The sequence below is a fragment of the Sedimentitalea nanhaiensis DSM 24252 genome, from assembly GCF_000473225.1.
Taxonomy (GTDB): Bacteria; Pseudomonadota; Alphaproteobacteria; order Rhodobacterales; family Rhodobacteraceae; genus Sedimentitalea; species Sedimentitalea nanhaiensis.
Window position 1 is genome coordinate 1,999,330 of record NZ_KI421509.1, and the last position, 22,012, is coordinate 2,021,341.

Annotated in this window: 19 protein-coding genes; 8 read left to right on the top strand and 11 right to left on the bottom strand. The window is 60.2% G+C overall.

Features of this window, described 5'->3' with window-relative positions:
• From tssH to tssA, 9 genes are all read right to left on the bottom strand, one after another.
• Positions 1–2,703, bottom strand: coding sequence for a type VI secretion system ATPase TssH (gene tssH / locus NANH_RS0111565; RefSeq protein ID WP_027262187.1), 2,703 nt, complete (start codon positions 2,701–2,703; stop codon positions 1–3).
• A gap of 28 nt (positions 2,704–2,731) precedes the next feature.
• Entirely contained in the window at positions 2,732–3,775 is a 1,044-nt protein-coding gene (gene tssG, locus NANH_RS0111570; RefSeq protein WP_027262188.1) for a type VI secretion system baseplate subunit TssG, read from the bottom strand.
• Positions 3,739–5,616 carry a type VI secretion system baseplate subunit TssF gene (tssF, locus tag NANH_RS0111575; protein ID WP_027262189.1) on the bottom strand — a complete coding sequence of 626 codons (1,878 nt, stop codon included), beginning with the start codon at positions 5,614–5,616 and terminating at the stop codon, positions 3,739–3,741. Before tssF ends, tssG begins: the two co-directional genes overlap by 37 nt.
• 5 nt (positions 5,617–5,621) lie before the next feature.
• The gene (gene tssE / locus NANH_RS0111580) at positions 5,622–6,119 is read right to left on the bottom strand and encodes a type VI secretion system baseplate subunit TssE (RefSeq protein WP_027262190.1); all 498 of its coding nucleotides are present in this window, start codon (positions 6,117–6,119) and stop codon (positions 5,622–5,624) included.
• The gene (locus tag NANH_RS0111585) at positions 6,112–6,933 is read right to left on the bottom strand and encodes a type VI secretion system accessory protein TagJ (protein ID WP_027262191.1); all 822 of its coding nucleotides are present in this window, start codon (positions 6,931–6,933) and stop codon (positions 6,112–6,114) included. The genes tssE and NANH_RS0111585 overlap by 8 nt, the downstream gene beginning before the upstream one ends.
• A 70-nt stretch (positions 6,934–7,003) precedes the next feature.
• Complete coding sequence (locus NANH_RS0111590; protein ID WP_027262192.1) at positions 7,004–7,504, bottom strand: Hcp family type VI secretion system effector; 501 nt, start codon at positions 7,502–7,504, stop codon at positions 7,004–7,006.
• 66 nt (positions 7,505–7,570) lie between these two features.
• The gene (gene tssC, locus NANH_RS0111595; RefSeq protein WP_027262193.1) at positions 7,571–9,067 is read right to left on the bottom strand and encodes a type VI secretion system contractile sheath large subunit; all 1,497 of its coding nucleotides are present in this window, start codon (positions 9,065–9,067) and stop codon (positions 7,571–7,573) included.
• A gap of 9 nt (positions 9,068–9,076) precedes the next feature.
• Entirely contained in the window at positions 9,077–9,589 is a 513-nt protein-coding gene (gene tssB / locus NANH_RS0111600) for a type VI secretion system contractile sheath small subunit (RefSeq protein ID WP_027262194.1), read from the bottom strand.
• Positions 9,590–9,655: 66 nt separating this feature from the next.
• Positions 9,656–10,705 carry a type VI secretion system protein TssA gene (gene tssA / locus NANH_RS0111605; RefSeq protein ID WP_027262195.1) on the bottom strand — a complete coding sequence of 350 codons (1,050 nt, stop codon included), beginning with the start codon at positions 10,703–10,705 and terminating at the stop codon, positions 9,656–9,658.
• A 173-nt stretch (positions 10,706–10,878) separates the two neighbouring features.
• On the opposite strand from tssA, the gene NANH_RS0111610 reads away from it, so the two are divergent.
• From NANH_RS0111610 to NANH_RS0111635, 6 genes are all read left to right on the top strand, one after another.
• Positions 10,879–12,459, top strand: a complete 1,581-nt coding sequence (locus NANH_RS0111610; protein WP_027262196.1) for a hypothetical protein — start codon at positions 10,879–10,881, stop codon at positions 12,457–12,459.
• A gap of 454 nt (positions 12,460–12,913) precedes the next feature.
• Positions 12,914–13,348 (top strand): hypothetical protein, encoded by a 435-nt coding sequence (locus NANH_RS0111615; protein ID WP_036049768.1) that lies wholly within the window; start codon positions 12,914–12,916, stop codon positions 13,346–13,348.
• On the top strand, positions 13,349–13,975 hold the full coding sequence (locus NANH_RS0111620; protein WP_322786801.1) for a MotA/TolQ/ExbB proton channel family protein: 627 nt from the start codon (positions 13,349–13,351) through the stop codon (positions 13,973–13,975).
• Positions 13,976–13,995: 20 nt separating this feature from the next.
• The gene (locus tag NANH_RS0111625; protein ID WP_051372385.1) at positions 13,996–14,418 is read left to right on the top strand and encodes an ExbD/TolR family protein; all 423 of its coding nucleotides are present in this window, start codon (positions 13,996–13,998) and stop codon (positions 14,416–14,418) included.
• On the top strand, positions 14,415–14,822 hold the full coding sequence (locus tag NANH_RS0111630) for an ExbD/TolR family protein (RefSeq protein WP_027262200.1): 408 nt from the start codon (positions 14,415–14,417) through the stop codon (positions 14,820–14,822). The genes NANH_RS0111625 and NANH_RS0111630 overlap by 4 nt, the downstream gene beginning before the upstream one ends.
• Entirely contained in the window at positions 14,819–16,411 is a 1,593-nt protein-coding gene (locus NANH_RS0111635; RefSeq protein WP_027262201.1) for a DUF4384 domain-containing protein, read from the top strand. The genes NANH_RS0111630 and NANH_RS0111635 overlap by 4 nt, the downstream gene beginning before the upstream one ends.
• A gap of 9 nt (positions 16,412–16,420) precedes the next feature.
• Here NANH_RS0111635 and NANH_RS0111640 read toward each other — a convergent pair whose 3' ends face one another.
• Positions 16,421–17,890: a caspase family protein gene (locus NANH_RS0111640; RefSeq protein WP_027262202.1), complete on the bottom strand. Its 1,470-nt coding sequence runs from the start codon at positions 17,888–17,890 to the stop codon at positions 16,421–16,423.
• A gap of 222 nt (positions 17,891–18,112) precedes the next feature.
• Between NANH_RS0111640 and NANH_RS0111645 the strand changes: the two genes are divergently transcribed.
• Both NANH_RS0111645 and NANH_RS0111650 read left to right on the top strand, forming a co-directional pair.
• The gene (locus NANH_RS0111645) at positions 18,113–19,186 is read left to right on the top strand and encodes an OmpA family protein (protein ID WP_036050738.1); all 1,074 of its coding nucleotides are present in this window, start codon (positions 18,113–18,115) and stop codon (positions 19,184–19,186) included.
• A 93-nt stretch (positions 19,187–19,279) separates the two neighbouring features.
• On the top strand, positions 19,280–20,311 hold the full coding sequence (locus NANH_RS0111650) for an NAD-dependent epimerase/dehydratase family protein (protein ID WP_027262204.1): 1,032 nt from the start codon (positions 19,280–19,282) through the stop codon (positions 20,309–20,311).
• 26 nt (positions 20,312–20,337) lie between these two features.
• On the opposite strand, the gene NANH_RS26090 is transcribed toward NANH_RS0111650, so the two are convergent.
• On the bottom strand, positions 20,338–21,924 hold the full coding sequence (locus NANH_RS26090) for a hypothetical protein (protein WP_139236486.1): 1,587 nt from the start codon (positions 21,922–21,924) through the stop codon (positions 20,338–20,340).
• Positions 21,925–22,012 lie beyond the last annotated feature (88 nt).

Sequence of the window (22,012 nt, forward strand, 5' to 3'; positions counted from 1 at the left end):
TTACTCGAACGCATATGAGAAATTTGTGCCGTCCGAGTCGATGGCAACCTTGGTCACGACACCCCCTTCCATCATCCGGCGCAGAAATTCGGCCGAAATTTCGGGCAGCATCGTGTTGGTCACGATGGCGTCGATCATGCGCCCGCCACTTTCCAGTTCCTGACAGCGTTCCACGATGGTGTCGACCACCGCGTCGGTAAATTCGAACGGCACCCCATGGCTGGTCTGGACACGTTTCTGGATGCGACCCAGCTGAAGCTTGGTAATCTCTGCGATCATATGCGGCGATAATGGATAATACGGGATGGTCACCAGACGGCCCAGCAGGGCGGCGGGGAAAATTTTCAACAACGGATCGCGCAGCGCCTTGGCGATGCCTTCGGGTTCCGGCAGCAGGTCGGGATCCGAGCACAGGTCCATGATCAGATCGCTGCCCGCGTTGCTGGTCAGCAGGATAAGGGTGTTCTTGAAGTCGATCACCCGGCCTTCGCCATCCTCCATCACGCCCTTGTCAAAGACCTGGAAAAAGATCTCGTGTACGTCAGGATGGGCCTTTTCAACTTCATCCAGCAGCACCACGGAATAGGGTTTTCGCCGCACCGCTTCGGTCAATACCCCGCCCTCGCCATACCCGACATACCCCGGAGGCGCGCCTTTCAGGCTGCTGACGGTATGGGCCTCCTGATATTCGCTCATGTTGATGGTAATGACGTTCTGCTCACCCCCATAGAGCACCTCGGCCAGCGCCAACGCGGTTTCGGTCTTGCCGACACCGCTGGTCCCGGCCAGCAGGAACACCCCGATGGGTTTAGAAGGGTTGTCCAACCCTGCGCGGGACGTCTGGATGCGCTTGGCGATCATTTGCATCGCGTGATCCTGTCCGATGACGCGCTTGGCCAGGTGTTCTTCAAGGTTCAGGATGGTTTCGATTTCGTCCTTGACCATGCGGCCCACGGGGATACCCGTCCAGTCGCCGACGACGCTGGCCACCGCCTGATGATCGACGATTGGAAGGATTAGAGGGCTTTCGCCCTGCACCTCGATCAGCTCGGCATTCTTGGCTTTCAGCTCAACCAGCAGCGCGGCGCGCTCTTCGTCAGACAGCGGGCTGACTTCGGCGGCTTCGCTGCCCGGTTCTGCTTCGACCGGGGCACCGCCCTCGCGCAGCTTGGCACGCAGGTCCAGGATGGACTCGACCACCAGCTTTTCGCGCTCCCACCGCTCGGTCAGATCGACCAATCGGGCCTCTTCGGCCTCTCTGGCCGCGCCCACCGCTTCGCGCCGGTCGCCGACCTCATAGCCGGCGGTTTCGTCGCGCCCGATGATGTCCAGTTCGGTGGTCAATGCCTCGATCCGGCGGCGGCTGTCGTCGACCTCGGCCGGGACCGCATGCTGGCTGACCGCGACCCGCGCGCAGGCTGTATCCAGCAGGCTGACCGATTTGTCCGGCAATTGACGCGCCGGAATATAGCGGGCCGACAGGCTGACGGCGGCTTCTATACCTTCGTCCAGCACTTGCACACGGTGATGTTTTTCCAGCATCGAGGCGATGCCGCGCATCATCAGGATCGCCTTTTCTATTCCGGGCTCATCAACCTGGACGACCTGGAAGCGCCGGGTCAGGGCAGGATCCTTTTCAATATATTTCTTGTATTCCGCCCAGGTCGTCGCCCCGATGGTCCGCAGGGTTCCCCGCGCCAGCGCCGGCTTAAGCAGGTTGGCGGCATCGCCGGTCCCGGCGGCCCCGCCCGCCCCCACCAGGGTGTGGGTTTCATCCACAAACATCACGATCGGAGTCGGGCTGGCCTGCACCTCGTCTATCACCTGACGCAGGCGGTTCTCAAATTCACCTTTCATGCTGGCTCCGGCCTGCAACAGGCCTACGTCCAGCACCAGCAGGCGCACGTTCTGCAACGCCGGTGGGACGTCGCCGCGCGCAATGCGCAGGGCAAACCCTTCGACCACAGCAGTCTTGCCCACACCGGCTTCGCCGGTGAGAATCGGATTGTTCTGGCGCCGTCGCATCAGCACATCGACAATCTGGCGGATTTCCTCGTCGCGCCCGACGATTGGGTCAATCTCACCATTGCGCGCCTGTTCGGTCAGATCGGTACAGAACTGGTCCAGCGCTTCGCTGCCGCCCAACTGCGCCGCGCGCGCGCCGCTGGCTTCGCCGGGTTCCGCCCCGCCGCCGGTGTGGCTGCCGTCCTGCGGCACCAGACGTTCTTCGGGCGAACCGTCCGTTGCCTTGGCAAACTCGTCCGCCAGATCATCGGGCTTGATCCGCGCCAGTTCGGGCGAAATCGATGACAGGATATTTCGCAAAGCCGGGGTCTTGAGCATCCCCAGCAACAGATGTCCGGTGCGCACCTGCGACGATGAATACAGCAGCGAACCCCAGACCCAGCCCCGTTCCATCGCGTCCATCAGGTGATCGGACAGGTCCGAGATCGTGCTGGCCCCGCGCGGCAAAGCGTCCAGCGCGCGCGTCATCTCGGCCGCGATCTTGCCGGGATCCAGATCGTAATGATCGACGATGCGATGCAGGTCGCTGTCCTGCCCCTGTAGGATCTGATGCATCCAATGCACCACCTCAACATAGGGATTGCCCCGCATCTTGCAGAACACCGTGGCGCTTTCGACCGCCTGATACCCCAGCTTATTCAGCTTTCCGAATAGCGCTATACGGCTGATCTCGGTCATTTAATGTCCTTCCATATCGTGTTGCCCATCACAGCGCTGCCTGCGGTGGTCGAGTATCGGGATAAAGAAAAAGGTCTTTTGCATCCGGCGTATCGCGGTCTTCGCCCGTCCGCGCCCGGATCCAGCTGGTATGGCCCAAGCGGGTGCTCCCCCCCAGACTGGCGCTGGGAATTTCGTCACCGGCCAACACCAGGTTGATGTCCCAGTCCAGGGTGACGCCCGCATAGTTGCGCACCACCGATTGCAGCCGTTCGAGCGAGTCCCCCCCCGGCAATAGCCGCTCATAGTCGGCCAGCTTCAGAGGGCCGACACGCAGGCGAAACTTGGCACCCCGGGTCCAGACCCTTTGGCCGATGCTGGTGCTGCGCCCCAGCCCCGCGGGGCTGCCCAACCGCCATTGATCGTCTGGCTCAAGATCCAGCCAGCTGCCGACGAATTGCTGCAATCGTACCGGAACGCCGAAAAAGGCCGTAAGGATCGAAACCAACCCTTCGGGGTTGCGCGCGGATTGTGCCAGGTGCCCGGCGAAATGCAGCTTGGCCAGGTCGGGCATGGCGTCCCGGTCGCGCAGATGCGTACCGTGAAACCCGGCCAGTGCGGCCACTTTGCGTGCCATCGGATCGTCGTCGCGGTCAAAACTGGGGGCCGGCTGGCCGGTGCTCCAGGCGCGATACAGCAGGCTCATCATCCGGTGGGTCAGCATGTCGGCAAAGGCAACGATGGTGGTATCACGATGGTTGCGTGATCGGTCCCGCACATATTCGGTCATATGCAGCGGCATCGGGCCATTGGGACCGAACAGGCCAAAGAACCGGTTGATCAGCCGGGCCGGACGGCCGCCGATGCCCATCTTGAACTGCGCAATGGTCGAGGTTGGAAAGGCCAGTTCGGCCTCTTGGCCCAAACGCACATGATCTTCTCGCGGGCGGCGGCTCTCACCCAGCCTTGGAGCCTCGGGATGGGCTGCTTCGATAACACGCAGGGCCTGAAAAACATGATGTTTTTCGGGGTCTTTCTGCAGCCTTTCGAAATGGCTCAAATCATCCGGCCCAGGCCGGCCTCGGGTCGCCATCTGGAGATTTCTCCACGCTTCTGTGTTCTCAATACGGTTTCGGTGAAACTGTTGATCGTGGCATAGCGGCGCAGGAACCGTTCCAACACGGCCCCCAGCACATAAACGCTGCTGCCCTCAAAAAAGCTTTCGTCAAAGCCCAGGGTGATTTCGACGCCGCGCACCGCCGTGGACAGGACCTCGTCGCTCATCCGGCGCACAATGGGACGGCTGGATACCGAAACGATACCCTCGAGCTGCTTTTCCGTGACGCGGTCGCCCAGAGGCGCATACAAACCAACCAGTTCGCGCAACGCCTCAGCGCTGTCGCCCCGGCCTGAATCCGCGATAGACAGGTAGTTGAGGCTGAGGTGGCTGATCAGCCGCCAAGCGGTGTCGCCCTGTGCCAACGTCGGGTGCGGACGTGTCGGCGACACGGGCAGGCGAATCGATTTGACCGGCCCGCCTTCGGGCATCCGGAACACATCGGCATCGCCCGTGGCCAGCAGCATCGGCAAGTCCCGGTTCGAGCACAGCGCCTTGACAGCAAGCTGGTCCAGGTTGGCATCATAAGGTGCCTGCGCCCGATCAACCAACGTCAGGAACATCTCGGATCCAAGATATGACGTCCGAACGCCGCGCAACCGTTCCTTTTCCGAACGCTGCCGCATCCGGCGGCGCACGGTATAATAGGCCGGATGGGATTCGCCTGCGGCGGTGAAGTCGGTGGTAGAATAGAATGGGCGGAATTCTACATCATCCGCCCCCGCGCCACTGATCCCCACGACGCTGTCCAACGTGTAGATTTCGAAATCCAGCGCGGCGGTCCGGCTGGGCACGATATGCTGTTCGGTGTCACGCGCACTGACATGCACCCGATCACAGCGCTTGGGAAACAGGTTGACCGCAGGCACCGCGTTCAGGGTAAACGCCTCGGGCACGACCATTGGTGCAATGTCGCGATTGCCCTCGCGGAGCAGGATATAAATGTCAACTTCCGGGCCTTGGGTCCGTGCCAGTGCAGGTTGCAGGCCCTGCAACTCTACGAACAGGAACCGCTCGGGCATGGCAAAATATTCCTGCAACAAGCGATAGCCATCAAAGGCGCGCCGCTGCACCGGCAAAAGGGATTCCTCGGGCGCAAACCCGCGATGGACCACGACGCCATCCGTCAGCGGTTGCGCCCAGTCGGCGCGCCGGTCGGTCGAGCGTCCACAAATCCCGCTGGTCTGAGTGCACAGAAGCTCCAGCAAGGCCCAGCTGTTCCCCCCCCGGCCGTCCAGGTAGAAAGTCAGGTTCTCCATCGGCAGATCTGCCATCGGTTCGTTATCAAGGCGGCGCAGGCGCAGGCGGATCCCGGCGCGTGCCTCGGTTTGACCGGCGACGCCTGCAGCCACCAGTTCACCGCGCCCGTCGATATATTCGGCCTCGGCAACCTCGACCGGCCACAAGGTCAGATCCGACGCGGTGCGGAATTCGCAAGGGGTCGTTTCGCGTTCCATCAACCGGCTGCGCAACGACGTATGACGCGGCAACAGATACCCGCTTTTGACGGCAGAATTGGAGATGTCGGGTTCGAACTGCGCAACCATCATCGACGGGGTCGGTGCCAAGTAATGCGGATAGATGATCTCAAGCAGGTTGCTGGTAAAGTTCGGGTATTGCAGTTCCAGCTCCAACTGCACGCGCGCCGACAGAAATGCGACACCTTCGAGCAGACGCTCGACATAGGGGTCCAGCACCTCAACCCCCTCCATTCCCAGACGGGCGGCAATCTTGGGATAGGCCTGCGAGAACTCGGCGCCCATGTCGCGCAGATAGATCAGCTCGCTTTCATAGTGCTTCATCAGCCGCGTATCCATGACGGTCACCGGCTCCTTTCAACGGAGACTTCTCCGGTTGTTACGTCCACATGGCTGCGCAGATACAATTCCAGCGGCAGGGGTTGTGCCCACATGTCGGCGCGGATGATCAGCGCCACGGTCATCTCGCCACCGTCCTCTTCGGGCGACAACGTCACATCGACCGTCCCCTTGATGATGCGCGGTTCATGAATGGCAATGGATTTTTCGATCGAGCGGCGGATTTCCTCGGCGCGCGCCTGGGTCGAGAATTCACCGGCCACCTCGCGCAACCCATAGTTCAGGACCGAGCGCGCCACGTTGGGCATTGCCTTGGCGTCAAAAGTGCCTTCGATATTCTGGGTGTTCAGCAACCAGGACAGATCGCGCTGAATAATATCGCGCAGGCGCGAAATATCGATCACGCGAGACTCGCGTGTTTCCTGCAATACACCGGGCTCATGATCCGTCAGCCTGTCCAGCAGGGACGGTTGCAATCGCTCGGCAAGGGTCTTGTCAGCCATCGCCCGACCCGTCCTGTGCCGTCTCGGCACCCTCCATTTGCAGAGAACGGACATCCATCAACGCGATGTCGGTCTGATCGGTGGTCAGCAGCCGCTGACCGCGACCCACAAAGGTCTCGCCACCGGTATCGGTCCAGGTCGTCGCCCGCGCCAGCCGTTCCGCCGCGTCGCCGCCATCGGTGGTGCCCACATAGCGGGTCGGAATCAGAGCCGCGACCTCGCCGCCGTTCTTCAGGCCCAATGTCGCGGCAGTCCAGACTGCATCCCGCAGATCCGTCGGATCTTCCATGGCCAACGTGCCGATGGAACTGAAAGGCAACCAGAAATAGCGCCCGTTAACAATGATTTCGAGCACCGGACCCAGCCGCATGTCGGCATCGGCGATCCACTGGAACGGCTGGCCGTCGATTACACCCGCACAGGCCGGGGCAGCTTCAAAGGCGCGCGCGCGCAGGTCCGCCGCCTTGTTTGGTTCTCCGGAGGCCAACACTTTTTGCGCTTCGATCAACAGCGCCAGCCATTCCTCGGGCTCGCCAAAGATCAACGGAGCTTTTTCGCCGGCAAATACCTTTTCACGGTAGACTTCGCAGATGATCGCTTCGCGGTAGGTCTGGGCCATCATGGTGGCCGCTTCGTCCATCTCGGCGCTCAATTTGAGCTGGGTGATCGCGCGCTTCCAGTCCCCGAGCACACAAAGCAGCTGAAACAGAAAAATCCGCAGTTTCGGGTCGGCAGGGTTTGCGCGGACCTTGTCCTGCAATGCCACAAGCGCGGCGTCCGGATCGCCTGATTTCAAAAAATCTTCGGGGGTCATACCGTCAAATCCAGATCAATGGAAAAAGGACATGCCCGGACAAATGTCCGGGCATGTAAGCGAGTTGGGATCAGGTGCCCATCTCGTTTTTCATGATGTTCCAGCTGAAGTCCGAGGTCTTGTCGCCCAAAGCGCCGGTTTCCGGATCGGACGCCATGTACTCGACCTCGATGGAACGATAGGCCAGCTCCCAGTTTTCTTCCGGGATCTGCTCTTCACCACCGGACACTTCGTATTTGTCGATCACCGAATGGTGCAGCGTGAACTTGAGATAGGGCTCCATCCCGGTATCCCCCGCACCCGAACGACAGAGGTGAATCTCGGTCTTCGTGCGGACGGTCCCGTTGGCCACCGACAACATCAGTTTGGGCGAGGCCAGGCTGAGTTCGCTGGTCACGGCAATCTTGCCGAAGTTGGCGTTGGCGTATCCGCGCTGGGTGGTGCCCAGATCGGACATGTCCAAAGTCCGTTCCACGTTGAATGACACCGACTTGAGCGGGATCCAATCTGCGTGTGCGCTGTCCATGCTTTCGCCAGGTGCATCGGTAATCTGAATAAATGCGTTTTCCATAGTTTATCCTTTCAGTGTATGGCGCCATGCGCCGTTCTTGGAGATAGTGCCTTCTCCGAGCCGAAATTACGCTCCTTTTTCCGAAGGCAATTTGGATACCAGCCGCAGGGACACAGTAAGCCCCTCCAGTTGATAGTGAGGGCGCAAGAAGAATTTCGACGAATAATAGCCGGGATTGCCCTCTACTTCTTCGACAACGACCTGTGCGGCGGCGAGTGGTTTTCGTGCCTTGACCGATTCCGAAGAAACATCTGCGTTTTGATCGACGTAGTTATTGATCCAGCCCTGAAGCCAGCTTTCCATTGCGTTCCGGCTCTTGAACGAACCAATCTTGTCGCGCACCATGCATTTCATGTAATGTGCGAACCGGCAGGTCGCGAAGAGATAGGGCAGCCGCGCGGCCAAATTGGCGTTGGCGGTTGCATCCGGATCGTCGTATTCGGCGGGCTTGTGCAGAGATTGCGCACCAATAAAGGCCGCCAGATCCGAATTCTTGCGATGAATCAGAGGCATCATGCCATTCTTGGCCAGTTCTGCCTCACGCCGATCCGAAATCGCGATTTCGGTGGGACATTTCTGATCCACGCCTCCATCGTCGGTCGGAAAGGTGTGACTGGGCAGGTTCTCCAGTGCTCCGCCACTTTCAACACCCCGGATACGCGAGCACCAACCATATTGCTTGAACGACCGGTTGATATTTACCGCCATGCCATAGGCGGCATTGACCCAGCCGTATTTGCTGCTGTCGGCGCCCTCGGTGTCCTCTTCGAACGCAAAGGCCTCGACCGGATCGGTTTTCGATCCATAGGGCAGACGGCCCAGAAACCGCGGCATCGCCAGACCGACATATTTGCTGTCTTCGCTTTCGCGCAGAGACCGCCACGACGCATATTCCGGCGTCTGGAAAATCTTGGTCAGATCGCGCGGGTTCGCCAGCTCGGACCAGCTGTCCATCTGAAACAGGGTCGGTTGCGCCCCCGTGATCAGTGGCGCGTGGGCGGCGGCGGCGATTTTGGACATCTCACCCAGCAATTCCACATCGGGCGGGCTGTGGTCGAAATGATAATCCGCCACCAGCGTGCCATAAGGTTCGCCACCAAATTGGCCGAATTCCTCTTCATAGATCTTCTTGAAGATCGGCGACTGGTCCCAGGCGGTGCCCTTGAATTTGCGCAGGGTCTTGTGCATGTCCTTCTTGCTGATGTTCATCACACGGATTTTCAGCATTTCATCCGTTTCGGTGTTGTTCACCAGGTAATGCAACCCGCGCCAGGCGCTTTCCATTTGCTGATATTCTTCGTGATGCAGGATCAGGTTGACCTGTTCGGTCAGCTTTTTGTCCAACGCAGCCACGATGCTTTCGATAGAACGCAGGGCATCGTCCGAAATCAATGCGGTATTGGCCAGAGCCTGTTCAGCCAGTGTCTTGACGGCGCTTTCAACCGCGGTTTTGGCCTGATCGGATTTCGGGCGAAATTCCTTTTGCAGCAGGTCTGCGAATTCGGAAGATCCAAATGCGGTGGCTTCACCGCCGGCTTCTGCCTGGGCTTGTTCTTCGGCCATGTGTGTCTCCTATTCCTCGTCGCTGTCGGCTTTGGGTGCCGGTTGCGCCGCCAGTGTTTTCAGCAGGGTCGGGTCGGTGATGATCTTGCTGATCAGATCCTCGGCCCCCGTCTTGCCGTCCATGTAGGTCATCAGATTACTCAACTGGGTACGCGCCTCGAGCAGTTCCTTGAGCGGCTCAACCTTGGCGGCGATCGCTGCGGGACTGAAATCATCCATGCTTTCAAAGGTGATATCCACCGCCAGATTACCCTCACCGGTGAGGGTATTGGGCACGGTAAAGGCCGCGCGCGGTTTCATCGACTTCATGCGGTCATCGAAATTGTCGACATCAATTTCCAGGAACTTGCGATCGGCCACCGCCGGCTGTGCCACTTCGGACTTGCCCGCCAGGTCGCTCATGACGCCCATCACAAAGGGCAACTGAACTTTCTTTTCGGCGCCATACAGTTCGACGTCATACTCGATCTGCACCCGAGGCGCGCGATTGCGCGCGATGAATTTCTGTGAACTATCCGCCATTGAATGCTCCTTGGTGTCCCTGTTTCATTTTGCCGTGGCCGACGCCTGAGCAGCGCCGCGTTGCGATCATTCCTTGTCGACGCCACCCAGCATGCGCACGTTCTCGACCTCACCGGGGGCGATATCCTGCATGATCGTTAAGAAATCGGCGTTAACGAGTCGTTTAGCCCGTTCCAACAATATCGGAATCGGGCTGGAAGGTTCGTTCTGCCGGTAATATGTGACGATCCGGTCCAGTGATGCGCTGACATCCGAACGCGAATTGACCTCACCGGGGGCTGCGGCCGGCGCGGGCAGAACACCATCGTCAGAGGCAACGCCAGACAGCCCACCATCCGGGTCACCCGCTTCGGGAGCCGTTGCCGGAGCCACTGTATATTTTCCGATTTGCTGTGCCATCCGATCGAGCAACTTGATCAGCGGATCCAACTCGGGCCCCTGCCCCGGTGTCTTGTCGTCAAAAACCGCCGCAATGGCGCGCACGTTCTGAATCGCGGTCTGCACTGCTGCCATCGTGGCCGTCAGCGTCTCGGCATCGGTGTCCTGAAAGGCCGCCGCAATCGTGGCGGTATCCGGACCCGTTTCGCCGTCGGGCAAAACGATCTGTCCCTCAGAAATATCGATGTCGCGCATCGAAAAGCGACCAAAGCCTCGACTGTCGGTCACGGGCGCGCGGTTCAACGAGCGATAGACCGGGGCGGCACCGGCGAGGCCCCCGGGCTGTCCACACAATCCCTGGATCGCGTTGACACGCATGGTCGGGTCGTTATCGTCATCCTCGTCCAACTCGGGATGGCAGGTCTCCCAGAACTGTTCGAGATGACCGCGGATGACGGTGGTAGCATCGGCAAAGCCGGTCAGACCCTCAGTGTGCAGAATGGCATCTGAGAGAAACACCGCAGCCCGCAGATCGTGACTTTTCTCCAACACTTCCAGCGCCTTTGTCACGACTTCGCGGTAATCGGGATCGTGTCCGGCATTTGTGGAATTGCCAACCTGCTGTTCCTCGACCGGCTGGGCAGCAAGCTCCATTTCAGTGAATGTCTGGTCATATTCCAGATTTTCACCGCTGGGAGATTCATCACCCTTAATTTTCAGCAGGACGTCCGGGTCCATTGTGTCTCCCTTCGCGACGGCCACCATACAACCGCAACCACACTTGAACCCATTCCGATCAGGCAGCGCTGTAATGCAGGTCACACAACGCAAAACAATTTCTTGACCCCAAGTCAGCCTTATCGTTTGCTCAAAGTCAATTGAATTTACACGCAAACGGAGACTTCAACGTCATGGCAGATTTGAAAGTCGAAGGCGCCGAGTTAAAAAAACTGGTGAAGCTGGGAAAGAAACGAAGCCTGGGGTTCGGGTTTTGCCCTGGTGCCAAAAACGAACATACCTTGCTGATCGATCGCCGCAAAAGCCCGGCAATGCTGGGCAAACTGGCACGCCAGGAGGGCAGCAGTCCGAAAGTTGCTTTTGGCACCTTCGAGGTCAAGGGCCGGACCATGGAGATGACCTGTGAACGCACAGTTCCGCAGATGGCAAAGGTTCTCAAAAAATACCTGAAAACCCAGAAAACTTTAGTCAACGTTGTGATTTTGGACGCGGACGGCAACACCGTCGACAGTGACGTCGAAGATCTGCCCGCCGACCCCACGATGGAGGATGAAGACAACGATCTCGACGTGGCCGCCGAAGCCGCGCCCGAAACAACCGAAGCTGAAAATGCCCCCGCAGACCCGGCCGCCGAGCCCACTGCCGAGGACGCTCCGGCAGGCGATCCCGCGGCGCTCGCCGCGCGCCTCAAGGCGTTGCAGCCCGCGATTGCCTCCGCCGAAGCGGCAACGGCGGACAAGCTGAAAAGGGTTATGGCCGCCGCTGTCGGACAAATCAAATCGGCGGCGCTGGAGCAGGCAGATCAGACCATAACCGCATTGGAAAATGCCATTGCCAAACTGGGCGCTCCGGCTCCGGCTCCGGCAGTCGAGGAAACGCCGCCCGCCGGAACAGAACCCGATATGCGGGCGCTTGTGGCGCGTGCGGGTGCCCTAAAGACCGCACTGGCCGATGTGGCCGCCCCGGCCAAGGACAAGCTGATGACGGCACTGTCGTCTGCGGCACAACAGATCAAGGATCGTAACCTTGAAGCAGCGGATACGATGCTGGGCAGGATCGAAGCCGCGCTCAACAAGGTGATGGCCGCCGAACCAACCGCCGCGGCCACCGGCCCGACCGCCGATGACGATGCCGCCAAATGGCTGGCCGCAGAGGCCCGTCTGCAACCAGCCGTGGACAAGGCGATACAGGACAAACGCGGCGATCTGGGCGCGATCAACATGAACTTCAACGCCGCCAAGGATTACGCCAAAACCGGCAATTTCGCCGGTGCGTTGCATGCTGCGGGCAAGACCGCCGAACTGCTGAAACAGGCTGCCAGCGCGGAAACAACGGCCGCAGCGCAAGAAGCCGCAGACTCGGTGATGGAGGGGCTGGTTGCCCTGCGCACTGCCTGGATCGAAACCCGGCTGGGCATGCGCAAGGAAATCGAGAACCTGAAATCGGAAATCGACAAGGTCACGGCCAATATCGAAGGCCTTGAGGACGTGCCATCCAAATCAGGCGTGCTGTTCGAGTATCTCAATGACATCGACAAGGATCTCGAAGAGACCCTGGACAGGATGACCCAGGCCGCGGATGCTGATAGCCGCGACAAACTGAAATCCGATGCCCGCCAGATCATCACCACCTACAAAGGCGTTCTGGATACCGACTTTTTCAAGGCCGTGGACGATAACGGCTTCATCAAGACCAACATCCGCAGCTCGGCTCTGGCGTCACTGGACAAGGTCGACGCCGCCTTGGGCTCGTGACGGAACGGGATGAACTGCCATCGCGCCAGATCGCAGCTGGTGTTGGGGGCATTGGTGGATAAGAGGAGCGTTCCGATGGGATCGGCGGTTTGGGGATCGATCCGGGCCAGACCGTTTGCAGCCTTGCGGGGCTGGCTGCGACGGGAGCGGCTGTGTGTCGCAAACGCATTCGGCGATACCTGTTGTCGGGCTGTGCGGAGGAGATGTAGCGATGGAAGCCTGCAGCGGTGCGCCTCGCATTGGATCGTTCTGTGACCGAACGCCGCTCACAACGCAATGGGCTGACAAGACACAGCACGCACGAGGTCCCATTCTGGTCAGGGCCTGCCGAACCGCTCCGTTGAAAGGCCGAATACATGAAAGCAGGGTCAAAGGATCATCGACAAAATGCTTGCAGGGAAAGGCAGTTCAGACATGTCTCCCCTTTTATTGACGCACCAGACCGGAGACCGACATGACCACCAAGACCCATTTGATAGCCGCATTTGCGCTTGTTATCCCACTCACGCTCGCTCCGGTGGCGGCGTCGGCTGACCCGGGGCGATTGACAGTCGAGTTGAACAAGTTTGAGGAAATCGACAGCGGGGGATGCCGGGCCTTCTTTCTGTTTCGCAATCAGACCGATACCAGCTTTGAAGGCTTTGAGATGTCCTTGGCGATACTGGACGGAAATGGGGTCATCGACCGCCTGTTGTCGATCGACGCAGCTCCATTGCCGGTGGCCCGCACGACGCTGAAACTGTTCGAAATTCCCGATACGACTTGTGCCAATATCTCCGAAATCCTGCTGCACGAAGTGTCTTCGTGCAAACCGCAGAACGAGGACGAAATCGACTGTTTCCCAATTCTTGACCTGAACAGCAGGGCCGCTGCTGCGCTGGTCAAATAGATGATGCCGACCACTTTTGCAGGCCTTGGGGCGGGCGGGCCGATCATGGCGCTGCTGGCGGTTTTGTCGCTGCTGTCCTGGGCGCTCATCGTCATCAAGATCCTGCAACTCTGGCACAGCCGGTCCGGAGTTGCGCGCCGCACACAGGCCTTTGAGCAATGGGCTGAAGGCGACAAGCACGCGGCCAAAGCCACGCTGGAGCATGGAAAATCTCCGGCAGACCGGATCACGGTCTATGCCATGCAGGCCCTGACCAAAGGTATTAAAGGGCCGGCGCTTGAGGCGGAGCTGACCCGTCTCGGCAACGACGAACTGGCACGGATGAACGGCATGATCCGGATGCTGGAAGTGATCGCCATGATTTCTCCGCTGCTGGGATTGCTGGGGACCGTCCTGGGAATGATCCAGTCGTTCCAAGAGTTGGAACTGGCCGAGGGTGCGGCAAATGCCTCGGTATTGGCGGGCGGTATCTGGCAGGCCTTGCTGACGACGGCAGCCGGGCTGTTGGTGGCGATTCCGGCGGCGGTGGGTGCGGGCCTGATGTCGGCGCGAATCGAAAGTGCGGCGCAGATGATCGAAAGCGCGGTGGGCCGGTTACTGCTGATCGAGGACCACCCAGAGCTTTGATGTAAGGGGGATTTGGCCCCATGGCCAGCAGCGTGAAACTCGGCAGACCACGGCGATCCGGACCGCTGATTTCGCTGGTGCCGATGATCGATGTGATGCTGATTCTGCTGGTGTTCTTTATGGTCACATCTACCTATCTGAACCTCGACATGATTCCCGCCATGCGTCAGCAGGAACGGGCCGGCGGATCCGGCTTGGCCTCTGGCGGCACAGTGCTGATACGGCTGGCCGCCGACGGCGTGCCAGTAACCCAGGGCCGCGCCCTGAGCCACGACAGCCTTTCGGCCTTGTTGACTGAACGGTTGGCAGACGATCCGCTGACACAGGTGCTGGTCCTGCCCTCGGGCGCGGCGACAACTCAGGCGTTGATCACCGTCATGGATACCGCAACGCGCGCCGGGGCGGTCCGGCTGCGGGTAATCCGGCTGGAGGCGCAGCCGTGAAATTGGATCGCCCGACCCGCGCGCAACATTCGGAAACCATCATCGCGCTGATCGACGTGGTATTTTTTCTACTGGTGTTCTTCATGCTGATCGGGCGCATGGACGCAACCGCTCCGTTCGACGTTGACCCACCGTTTGCCATCACGGGCCGCGATATGCCGGCGGGCGGAGCAACGCTGGCTGTATCCAGGGACGGGACATTGGCGTTGGACGGAACCACCATCGCGCGCACCGAACTTGACACGGCGCTGGCCCGGGCCTTGGCGCAGGACAGCGATCTGCGCCTGCGCGTCAACGCCCATCGCGACGCCGAACTGCGGCATGTGCTTCCGCTGGTTGCGATCGCCGAAGCCGCAGGCATCAAGGACATGGTTCTGGTTGTCACACCTGCGAGTCAGCCATGACCGGTCGTGCGGCGATCTGGGTTGCGGGGGCCGGTGGGTCTGTGTTCGCCCATGCGATGATGTTGGGCATCTTGTCAGCAACATTGCGCCCCGAACCGGTGCAGCAACAGCAGATGCCCGCCAGCGCCCTGGACGTTCAGGCCTATCGGCTGGACCGCGCAACGGCACCCGAACGGCCGATCGATTCCGAGGTCGCCAGGCGCTCTGCGACCGAGACGACGGCCATGGCTTCGGGGGCCATTGCACAATCGCGCGCGCGCGCCACCCCGGTCGATGCCGCAGCGGCGCATCCGTTGAGCGCGCCTGTCGAGCCTGCGCGCGAGGTCGGGCAGGTGGTCGGCAATTTGGCCGATATAGGCGTGATGGCGACACAATCGGCGCGTCTCTCCACAGTCCGTCCGGCCCCTCTGATGCCCGGTGACAGTGCCGGGACCAAGCTGAGCGAGGCGGAGGCGACCCGCGATTCACTGGCTTCACGTCCGGCCAGGCCCGAACCTATTGGGTTGGCTTCGGCTCCATCGATGACACTGCCACCGCGCAGCCCCGCCGGGGCCGCGACGCTCGCCGCCATGCGGCAGAAAACTGACCCCTTGCCCTCTGCATCACCGAATTCCGCGCCCCTTGCATCGGCGACTGCCGTCGCACCAGCGGTCCCCGCCCAAGGCCTTGATACCGCGCCCGCCGCCCAAGCCATACCTGCAACCCAATCGGCCGCGCCCGCAGCCACCGTATCTCAGGCCGCCGCCGAAATGCAGCATCAGCCCAAGCGGTTGAAAGCGGCGTTGGCCTTTGCGGGTGGCGGGGACGGTGACATCGACCCGGTTTCGCTGGCCGCCTTCCAGAGCTTTGTGCGGCCCGGTGATGTTGGCGGATCGGCTGATGGATTGCGCGACGGCGTCTCCGCCCTGCTGGCGCAGGTCCCCTGTGCACGGCTGCAGGTGGGGTTTGACCCCGACAGTGCGACCTTGCAGGTCAACGGACATGTGCCCGAAGCCGATCTTCGCGCGCCGGTGTTGGCGGCGCTACAGGCCAAGATGGGAGCGGATATAACCATCTCGGACAAGATCCTGATCCTGCCACGCCCACAATGCGGGGCGTTGACGGGGATTGCAAAGGTTGGGTTGCCGCAATCGACGGACCAGATCACCAACCCCCTTTTGATTGGCGCAGACACTCACACGCGAGTGTTGGACTTCGTGGCGGATGATCGGTTGTTCTTTGACCTGACGGCTCCAGATTACGACGCCTATATCTATGTCGATTATTTTGATGCCGGCGGCAACGTTCTGCACCTCGTGCCGAACGACAGGACCCCTCTGCGGCTGGTGGCGGCTGAAACCGCGTTTCGCGTCGGTGCCAGCGCCCCCGAAGACGAAGGGCTGCAAATCTTCATCGGGCCGCCATACGGACAAGAGATCGCAGTGGCCTTTGCGGCATCGGCACCCATGTATTACGGTTTGCGCCCGCTGCAAGAGCCGACGGTCGCATACCTGGAATGGCTGAGGACCCGCGTCGCAAAAGCGCGCGATACCAATCCGGACTTCAAGGGCGAATGGGTCTATTTCTTTGTCACGACGGCAGAGAGATAAAACCGTCGGTCACTTGCATCCACCAGCGGCCCATGCCTTGAGATTGCGCTTGAGAACGCCACCGAACGGATGTTTCTTGTCCAGCGAGCGTTGCATGTTCAGGCTTAGATACGAGTTCGCCTGCGTGCACAGGCGATCCTGGGTCCACTGGTGACAATTGGAACAGGTCTTGTCCTTCCAATAAGCCTCAGGCAGGCCCTCGATCGGCGGATAGAGCGGCGAGCTTGCAATCAACTCGGAAATCGAGCGCCCCGATATGGCAGCAAGGTCCGATTGGAGCGCAGACCCGAAGGTCACGGAACCGGGTTCTGCGGATGGCTCAGGTTCCTGGTTTGCCGTCACAGCCGGTTCGGGCGTCACGCCCTGGCCCACTGGATCATGCCCCTCTTTCTTACGCAAAGCGACGAGTTCCTGATTGGCGAATTCGGCAAAGATACCCTCTGGGAAGGCATCCAGATAGGACTGATAGCCCTGGAGGCTTGCAGCCGCCTGCGCCGCCTCGAACATCTTCTGTTCCGTCTCGGACGGCCCGGCGGCGACCGGGGCCGGTTTGGGCGGTGCTGGATCGGTCAGTTCCCGTTCCATCAGGACAGCCAGAAGCTTGCGCGCGTCCGGGGCATATTTGCCCTCCGAATAGCCGCGCAGAAACAACATGATCTGCACCGGATCGCCCGACGCCTGAACCGAATTCCACAGTTGCAGTTCCTGCAACTCTTCCGAACTCATCGGCTCTTCCTCGGCAAAAACGAAATCGTTGGTCAGCGAAGACGCGTCCCACGGGGTCTGCTTACCGCTGGTCTGCTCGATCACCTCGACGCGGACCTTCTTGAACATCTGTTCGATCCGCAGGCCCGGTGTCGACATCTGCTGGGCCAGCGCGCGGGTGAAGGGGCTGTTGCCGTCCAGCCCGTCCAGCGCCACACCGCCCGGTGCCGTGGCATAGGCCAGAAAAGTGCCGGTCGGCGCCTGCATCTCGGCCAGACCGTTGTCATTGAATTCGGGGATGTCGCTGAACGGATTGTTGCGGCAGGCATCCAGGATCACGATATTTGTCTTGTTGCGCGCCGAAAACATCTGACGCAATACCGACTGGGCCTCGACGGCGACCAGGTCGAGATCGGCGGCATCGTTCAGCGCAACATCGACCGGCAACAGATAGTTGGTGCCATAAGACTGCACCCCGTGCCCGGCATAATAAAACAGACCTGTGGCATCCGAACCCGCGTTGCGCAAATCGCGACCGAACCGGGCGATGCCACGTTTCATTTCGGTCTGATTGCTGTCCAGCAACAACGTGACCTGAAAATCCAGCCTTTCAAGCGTTTCGGCAATCAGACGCGCATCATAGGATGGGTTGTCCAGCGGCGTCACCGTGCCATAGGCCGAGTTTCCGACCACGAGGGCCAAGCGATCCTGTGCCGCAAGCGGCGTCGCAAACACCGTCAGAAGAAGGCAGAAAAGTCTTAGGGCTGTGCGCACTGGCAATTCCTGTGTTCCTGTTCCTGCGCCCAGATGTCCGGGGCTTGACCAAGTTGTAGCCGAGTATCAGGTGTTCCGTGCATGCTGCATGTATTGCGTATTTTCAATACAACTATCGCTTTTCTTCTTCATGGGTGCAAGTTTCCTGTTACTGTGATCAAATGGTGCCAGCCATTTGTGTAGAAATCCTTTTTGTCGCTAAAAAATGCAAGGACTGACATGATGACCATTTTTGCGCGCCGGGCGCTGCTGTCGCTTATTCTTAGCTTCTGGACCCTGCTCGCGGTCAGTCTTGGCGCTCAGGCCCAAAGTGCGGACCCGTTCGAGAACGGCTGGGTTCTGGATTCCCAAGCCTCGGAATTGCGGTTCATGTCGATCAAGAAAGGCAACCTGGCTGAAACCAACAAGTTCGCGACCATCAGCGGGCTGATCACCCAGGACGGCAAGGCCCAGATCCGGGTTCTGATGGACTCGGTCGATACCAAGGTCGACCTGCGCAACGTGCGGATGCGGTTCCTGTTCTTTGAGACCTTCCTGCATCCGGAAACCACCATCACCGTACAGCTGGACCCCGCGCTGCTGACTGATCTGCATGCCACCCGTCGCAAGATGATCGACGTTGAATACACCGTTGCGTTGCATGGCGTGACCGTCACCAAAACCGCAGAGGTGGCGGTGACCCTGATCAGCAACGACCGGGTGGCGGTATCCACGACCACCCCGATCGCCGTGACGCTGGCCGAACACAATCTGGAAGAAGGCCGCACAAAGCTGCAAGAGGCAGCCAATGTCGATATCGCTCCGCTGGGTGTGGTCAGTTTCGACTTCGTATTCGACCGCGCCAGCCCCGGCACCCCGCCGGACACCGCCGTTCTGACGAACGCGGTCGCGCCGGGCTCCGCCGCGCTGGAAACCAGGGGTAATCTGGACCGCGAAGCCTGTGTGGGCCGGTTCGAGATCCTGTCGCGCACCGGCAATATCTATTTCAGAACGGGCAGTGCCCGGCTGGACGGGAAAAGCACACCGCTGCTCGACAACCTTCATGACATCGTCAACCGCTGCCCGGACCTGAACATCGAAATCAGCGGCCATACGGATTCCGACGGAAGCAATGCAGCCAACCAGAGCCTCAGCGAACGGCGTGCCGCTTCGGTCGCGTCATATCTGCAATCCAAGGGCGTTCCCGCGAGCCGCATGGCGGTCGTCGGCTATGGCGAAGCCCGTCCCCTGGTGGACAACACCACCGCGCAGAACAAGGCCAGGAATCGGCGTATCGAGTTTTCCGTCATCAACTGAGCGGACAGTTCACTCATCACCACACCGCCCGGCTGCACATCGCAGCCGGGCGTTCGATGGCTCCCCCATACCTCTCTGAACGGACGACTATCGATGCCTGACGCCGCCGCCAAACCCAGGGTTCTGGTCACAGGAACCGCCGGCTTTATCGGGTTCCATCTGGCCCGCCTGCTACTGAACGAGGGGTTCAGGGTACAGGGTTTCGACGGGATGACGGATTATTATGATGTCACCCTGAAACAGAGACGCCACCAGTTGTTGTCGCAGTCGCCCCACTTCACCGCCACCGAGGCCATGCTGGAGGACGCAGATGCAGTAAAGCGTGTCGCAGGCACCTTTGAGCCGGATGTCATCGTGCATTTGGCCGGTCAGGCCGGTGTCCGCTATTCGCTGGAGAATCCCCGCTCGTATCTGGAAAGCAATGTCATCGGCACGTTCAACGTGATGGAGGCCGCACGCCAATTGCAGGTGCGGCATCTGCTGATGGCGTCGACCTCGTCGATTTATGGGGCGAACGAAGATATGCCCTTTGCAGAAACCGACAAGGCGGATGGGCAGTTGACCATTTACGCAGCGACCAAGAAAGCCAATGAAAGTATGGGGCATGCCTATGCTCATCTATGGAACCTGCCGACGACCATGTTCCGTTTTTTCACCGTCTACGGGCCTTGGGGGCGGCCCGATCTGGCCTATTTCAAGTTCACCAAGGCCATCCTGAACGGCGAGCCCATCGATGTTTACAATCACGGCGACATGTACCGCGACTTTACCTATGTCGGCGATCTGGTGCGCGGAATTCGACTGTTGATCGACGTTGTACCCCAACGCCCCGCTTCCGCCGCTGACATCGCGGAGGGCGACAGCCTGTCGCCGGTGGCCCCGTTCCGCATTGTTAACATCGGCAACTCGGACAAGGTCCGGCTGCTGGATTTCATCGAAGCGATCGAGGACAGCCTTGGGATGAAAGCGAAGCGCAATTATATGGAGATGCAAAAGGGCGACGTTCCGGCGACCTGGGCCAATGCGGATCTGTTGCACCGCCTGACCGGCTATGCGCCCAAAACCGATCTGCGCGATGGCCTGCGCGCCTTTGTCAGCTGGTATCGCGACTATTATCAAGCGTGACGTTCATGCAAGGGGCCAAATCTGGGCTACCCCTGTTCATCAACTATCTTGTACTGCAGCTGGGGCAGCTTTTTGCGATCTCTGCCGAGCTGATAAATCACACGCCCACCGGCAACCGGGTTCCCTCGCGCATCAAACTGCGTCAGCATTCCATTCTCTTCGCGGCTCCACCCCCCCAGTGTGCCATCCGCGAGATAGGCGAAACGGTCGGTCCAGGGAGCTGACCAGTGCAGCACCGGATCGAAATAGGCGCCGCGCTCGATTGCATCGTAATCGACTTCAATCAGACGCATGACACCGTCCGGCCCCGGCTGATACTGGCGGCTCTGGTGGGTTGGAAAGCTGATTGAGATAATAGCAGGGGCGCTGTCGGCGCGTCCGTTCCAGGCAAAGACCCCGATGTCCACCCGAGACGACTGGCGCGCGATATCGTCGGTGCTGCGGGCAGGCAATACAAACATGTCGTGCCAATCCACCGTGATTCGTGCCGACACGCCATCTTGGTCCAGCGGTTCGATCCGGACATGTTCAGGGTCGCCACGCAGCAAGATCCAGTCAAAGCGCAGGTCGTGCCCGTTCGGATCGCCGGTTGGCGCGGCGGTGACGGTCATTTCGCGTTGCCAGTCCAGATTGCGCCAGATCCGCGCAATCGCGGACGGGGTCGTGAACAGATGCTCGTCCTTGCCCGGCAATCCCGCCTTGTTGACAAACCCCTCGTCAAGTACCCGAAGTCGGACCAGCGGCGGAATATCTTCGGGACGCAGGCCCGCCGCCTGCCCAATCATCCGGCCCGGCTGGAGCCATTCCGATGAAAAGACGGTGGGATGCGCCGCCGCAGACAGATAGTTGGCCCGCGTCCGCACCATCGACAGATTGCGGCGCAGGATCATCTGCACGGTCGGAGCAACCAAGCCCGCCGTTTCCAGAGCCGCACGGGTATCGGCGGGAAACGCCGCGAGGGTCATCGCCACCGCAGCCATGAAGGGTCCATCAGATCCGGACGACCCTTGGCTGGTCAGCGTATAGGGCCAATTGGCGGGATACATATCAACCGCATCATGGTCGCGATGCTCGGGGTAGATATACAGGCTGTTGGCGATATAATCGCGGAATCCCCGTGCCGGGCCGCCCGGAGTGGTCATCGCCAGCCGAACTTGGCTGCGCGCATTCAGCCCCGAGGTCAGCGCCGTGGAGGAATTTCCGAAAACCAGCGCGGGAATCAAAATTCCGCCCGCCAACCCATAGTCCAGCCCCTGCTTGGTCAGTTGCGCGTCATAGGTCAGAAAAGTCAGGTTCGGAAACAGCGATCGGCTGAGCAAGGAATGAGCCCGGTCGCGATTGTCGTAAAGGATGCCGCCAAAGCCCTGAGACACGCCCCGCGCAACAAGTCCCTGCAACTGGCGCGCTTCAGGGGACATTGCATTCGGGTCGACAACTGGAAGATCCGGATCAGCCGGCAATCCGGCAACGTCCTGCGCGATCAGCGGCCCGGTCCCGATGCGGCGCAAATCCTTTGCACCCAGCGCCACATCAGCTGCATAGCCGGGAAAGCCACCTGCCGTCAGGAGCGCAACATACACCGCTGTCCAGATGAACCGCATTCTCACTTTCATCTCCTTGCTTTCCCTCTCTGTCGCTATCCGCTGCTTATCCGGCCACTCAGGCATACCCTGCCTTTTGATACCCGCAAAGCATTGCCGA

Coding starts and splice junctions, on each gene's coding strand:
- tssH (WP_027262187.1), bottom strand. CDS start 2,703: ATGACCGAGATCAGCCGTATAGCGCTATTCGGAAAGCTGAATAAGCTG.
- tssG (WP_027262188.1), bottom strand. CDS start 3,775: ATGGCGACCCGAGGCCGGCCTGGGCCGGATGATTTGAGCCATTTCGAA.
- tssF (WP_027262189.1), bottom strand. CDS start 5,616: ATGGATACGCGGCTGATGAAGCACTATGAAAGCGAGCTGATCTATCTG.
- tssE (WP_027262190.1), bottom strand. CDS start 6,119: ATGGCTGACAAGACCCTTGCCGAGCGATTGCAACCGTCCCTGCTGGAC.
- NANH_RS0111585 (WP_027262191.1), bottom strand. CDS start 6,933: ATGACCCCCGAAGATTTTTTGAAATCAGGCGATCCGGACGCCGCGCTT.
- NANH_RS0111590 (WP_027262192.1), bottom strand. CDS start 7,504: ATGGAAAACGCATTTATTCAGATTACCGATGCACCTGGCGAAAGCATG.
- tssC (WP_027262193.1), bottom strand. CDS start 9,067: ATGGCCGAAGAACAAGCCCAGGCAGAAGCCGGCGGTGAAGCCACCGCA.
- tssB (WP_027262194.1), bottom strand. CDS start 9,589: ATGGCGGATAGTTCACAGAAATTCATCGCGCGCAATCGCGCGCCTCGG.
- tssA (WP_027262195.1), bottom strand. CDS start 10,705: ATGGACCCGGACGTCCTGCTGAAAATTAAGGGTGATGAATCTCCCAGC.
- NANH_RS0111610 (WP_027262196.1), top strand. CDS start 10,879: ATGGCAGATTTGAAAGTCGAAGGCGCCGAGTTAAAAAAACTGGTGAAG.
- NANH_RS0111615 (WP_036049768.1), top strand. CDS start 12,914: ATGACCACCAAGACCCATTTGATAGCCGCATTTGCGCTTGTTATCCCA.
- NANH_RS0111620 (WP_322786801.1), top strand. CDS start 13,349: ATGATGCCGACCACTTTTGCAGGCCTTGGGGCGGGCGGGCCGATCATG.
- NANH_RS0111625 (WP_051372385.1), top strand. CDS start 13,996: ATGGCCAGCAGCGTGAAACTCGGCAGACCACGGCGATCCGGACCGCTG.
- NANH_RS0111635 (WP_027262201.1), top strand. CDS start 14,819: ATGACCGGTCGTGCGGCGATCTGGGTTGCGGGGGCCGGTGGGTCTGTG.
- NANH_RS0111645 (WP_036050738.1), top strand. CDS start 18,113: ATGACCATTTTTGCGCGCCGGGCGCTGCTGTCGCTTATTCTTAGCTTC.
- NANH_RS0111650 (WP_027262204.1), top strand. CDS start 19,280: ATGCCTGACGCCGCCGCCAAACCCAGGGTTCTGGTCACAGGAACCGCC.
- NANH_RS26090 (WP_139236486.1), bottom strand. CDS start 21,924: ATGAAAGTGAGAATGCGGTTCATCTGGACAGCGGTGTATGTTGCGCTC.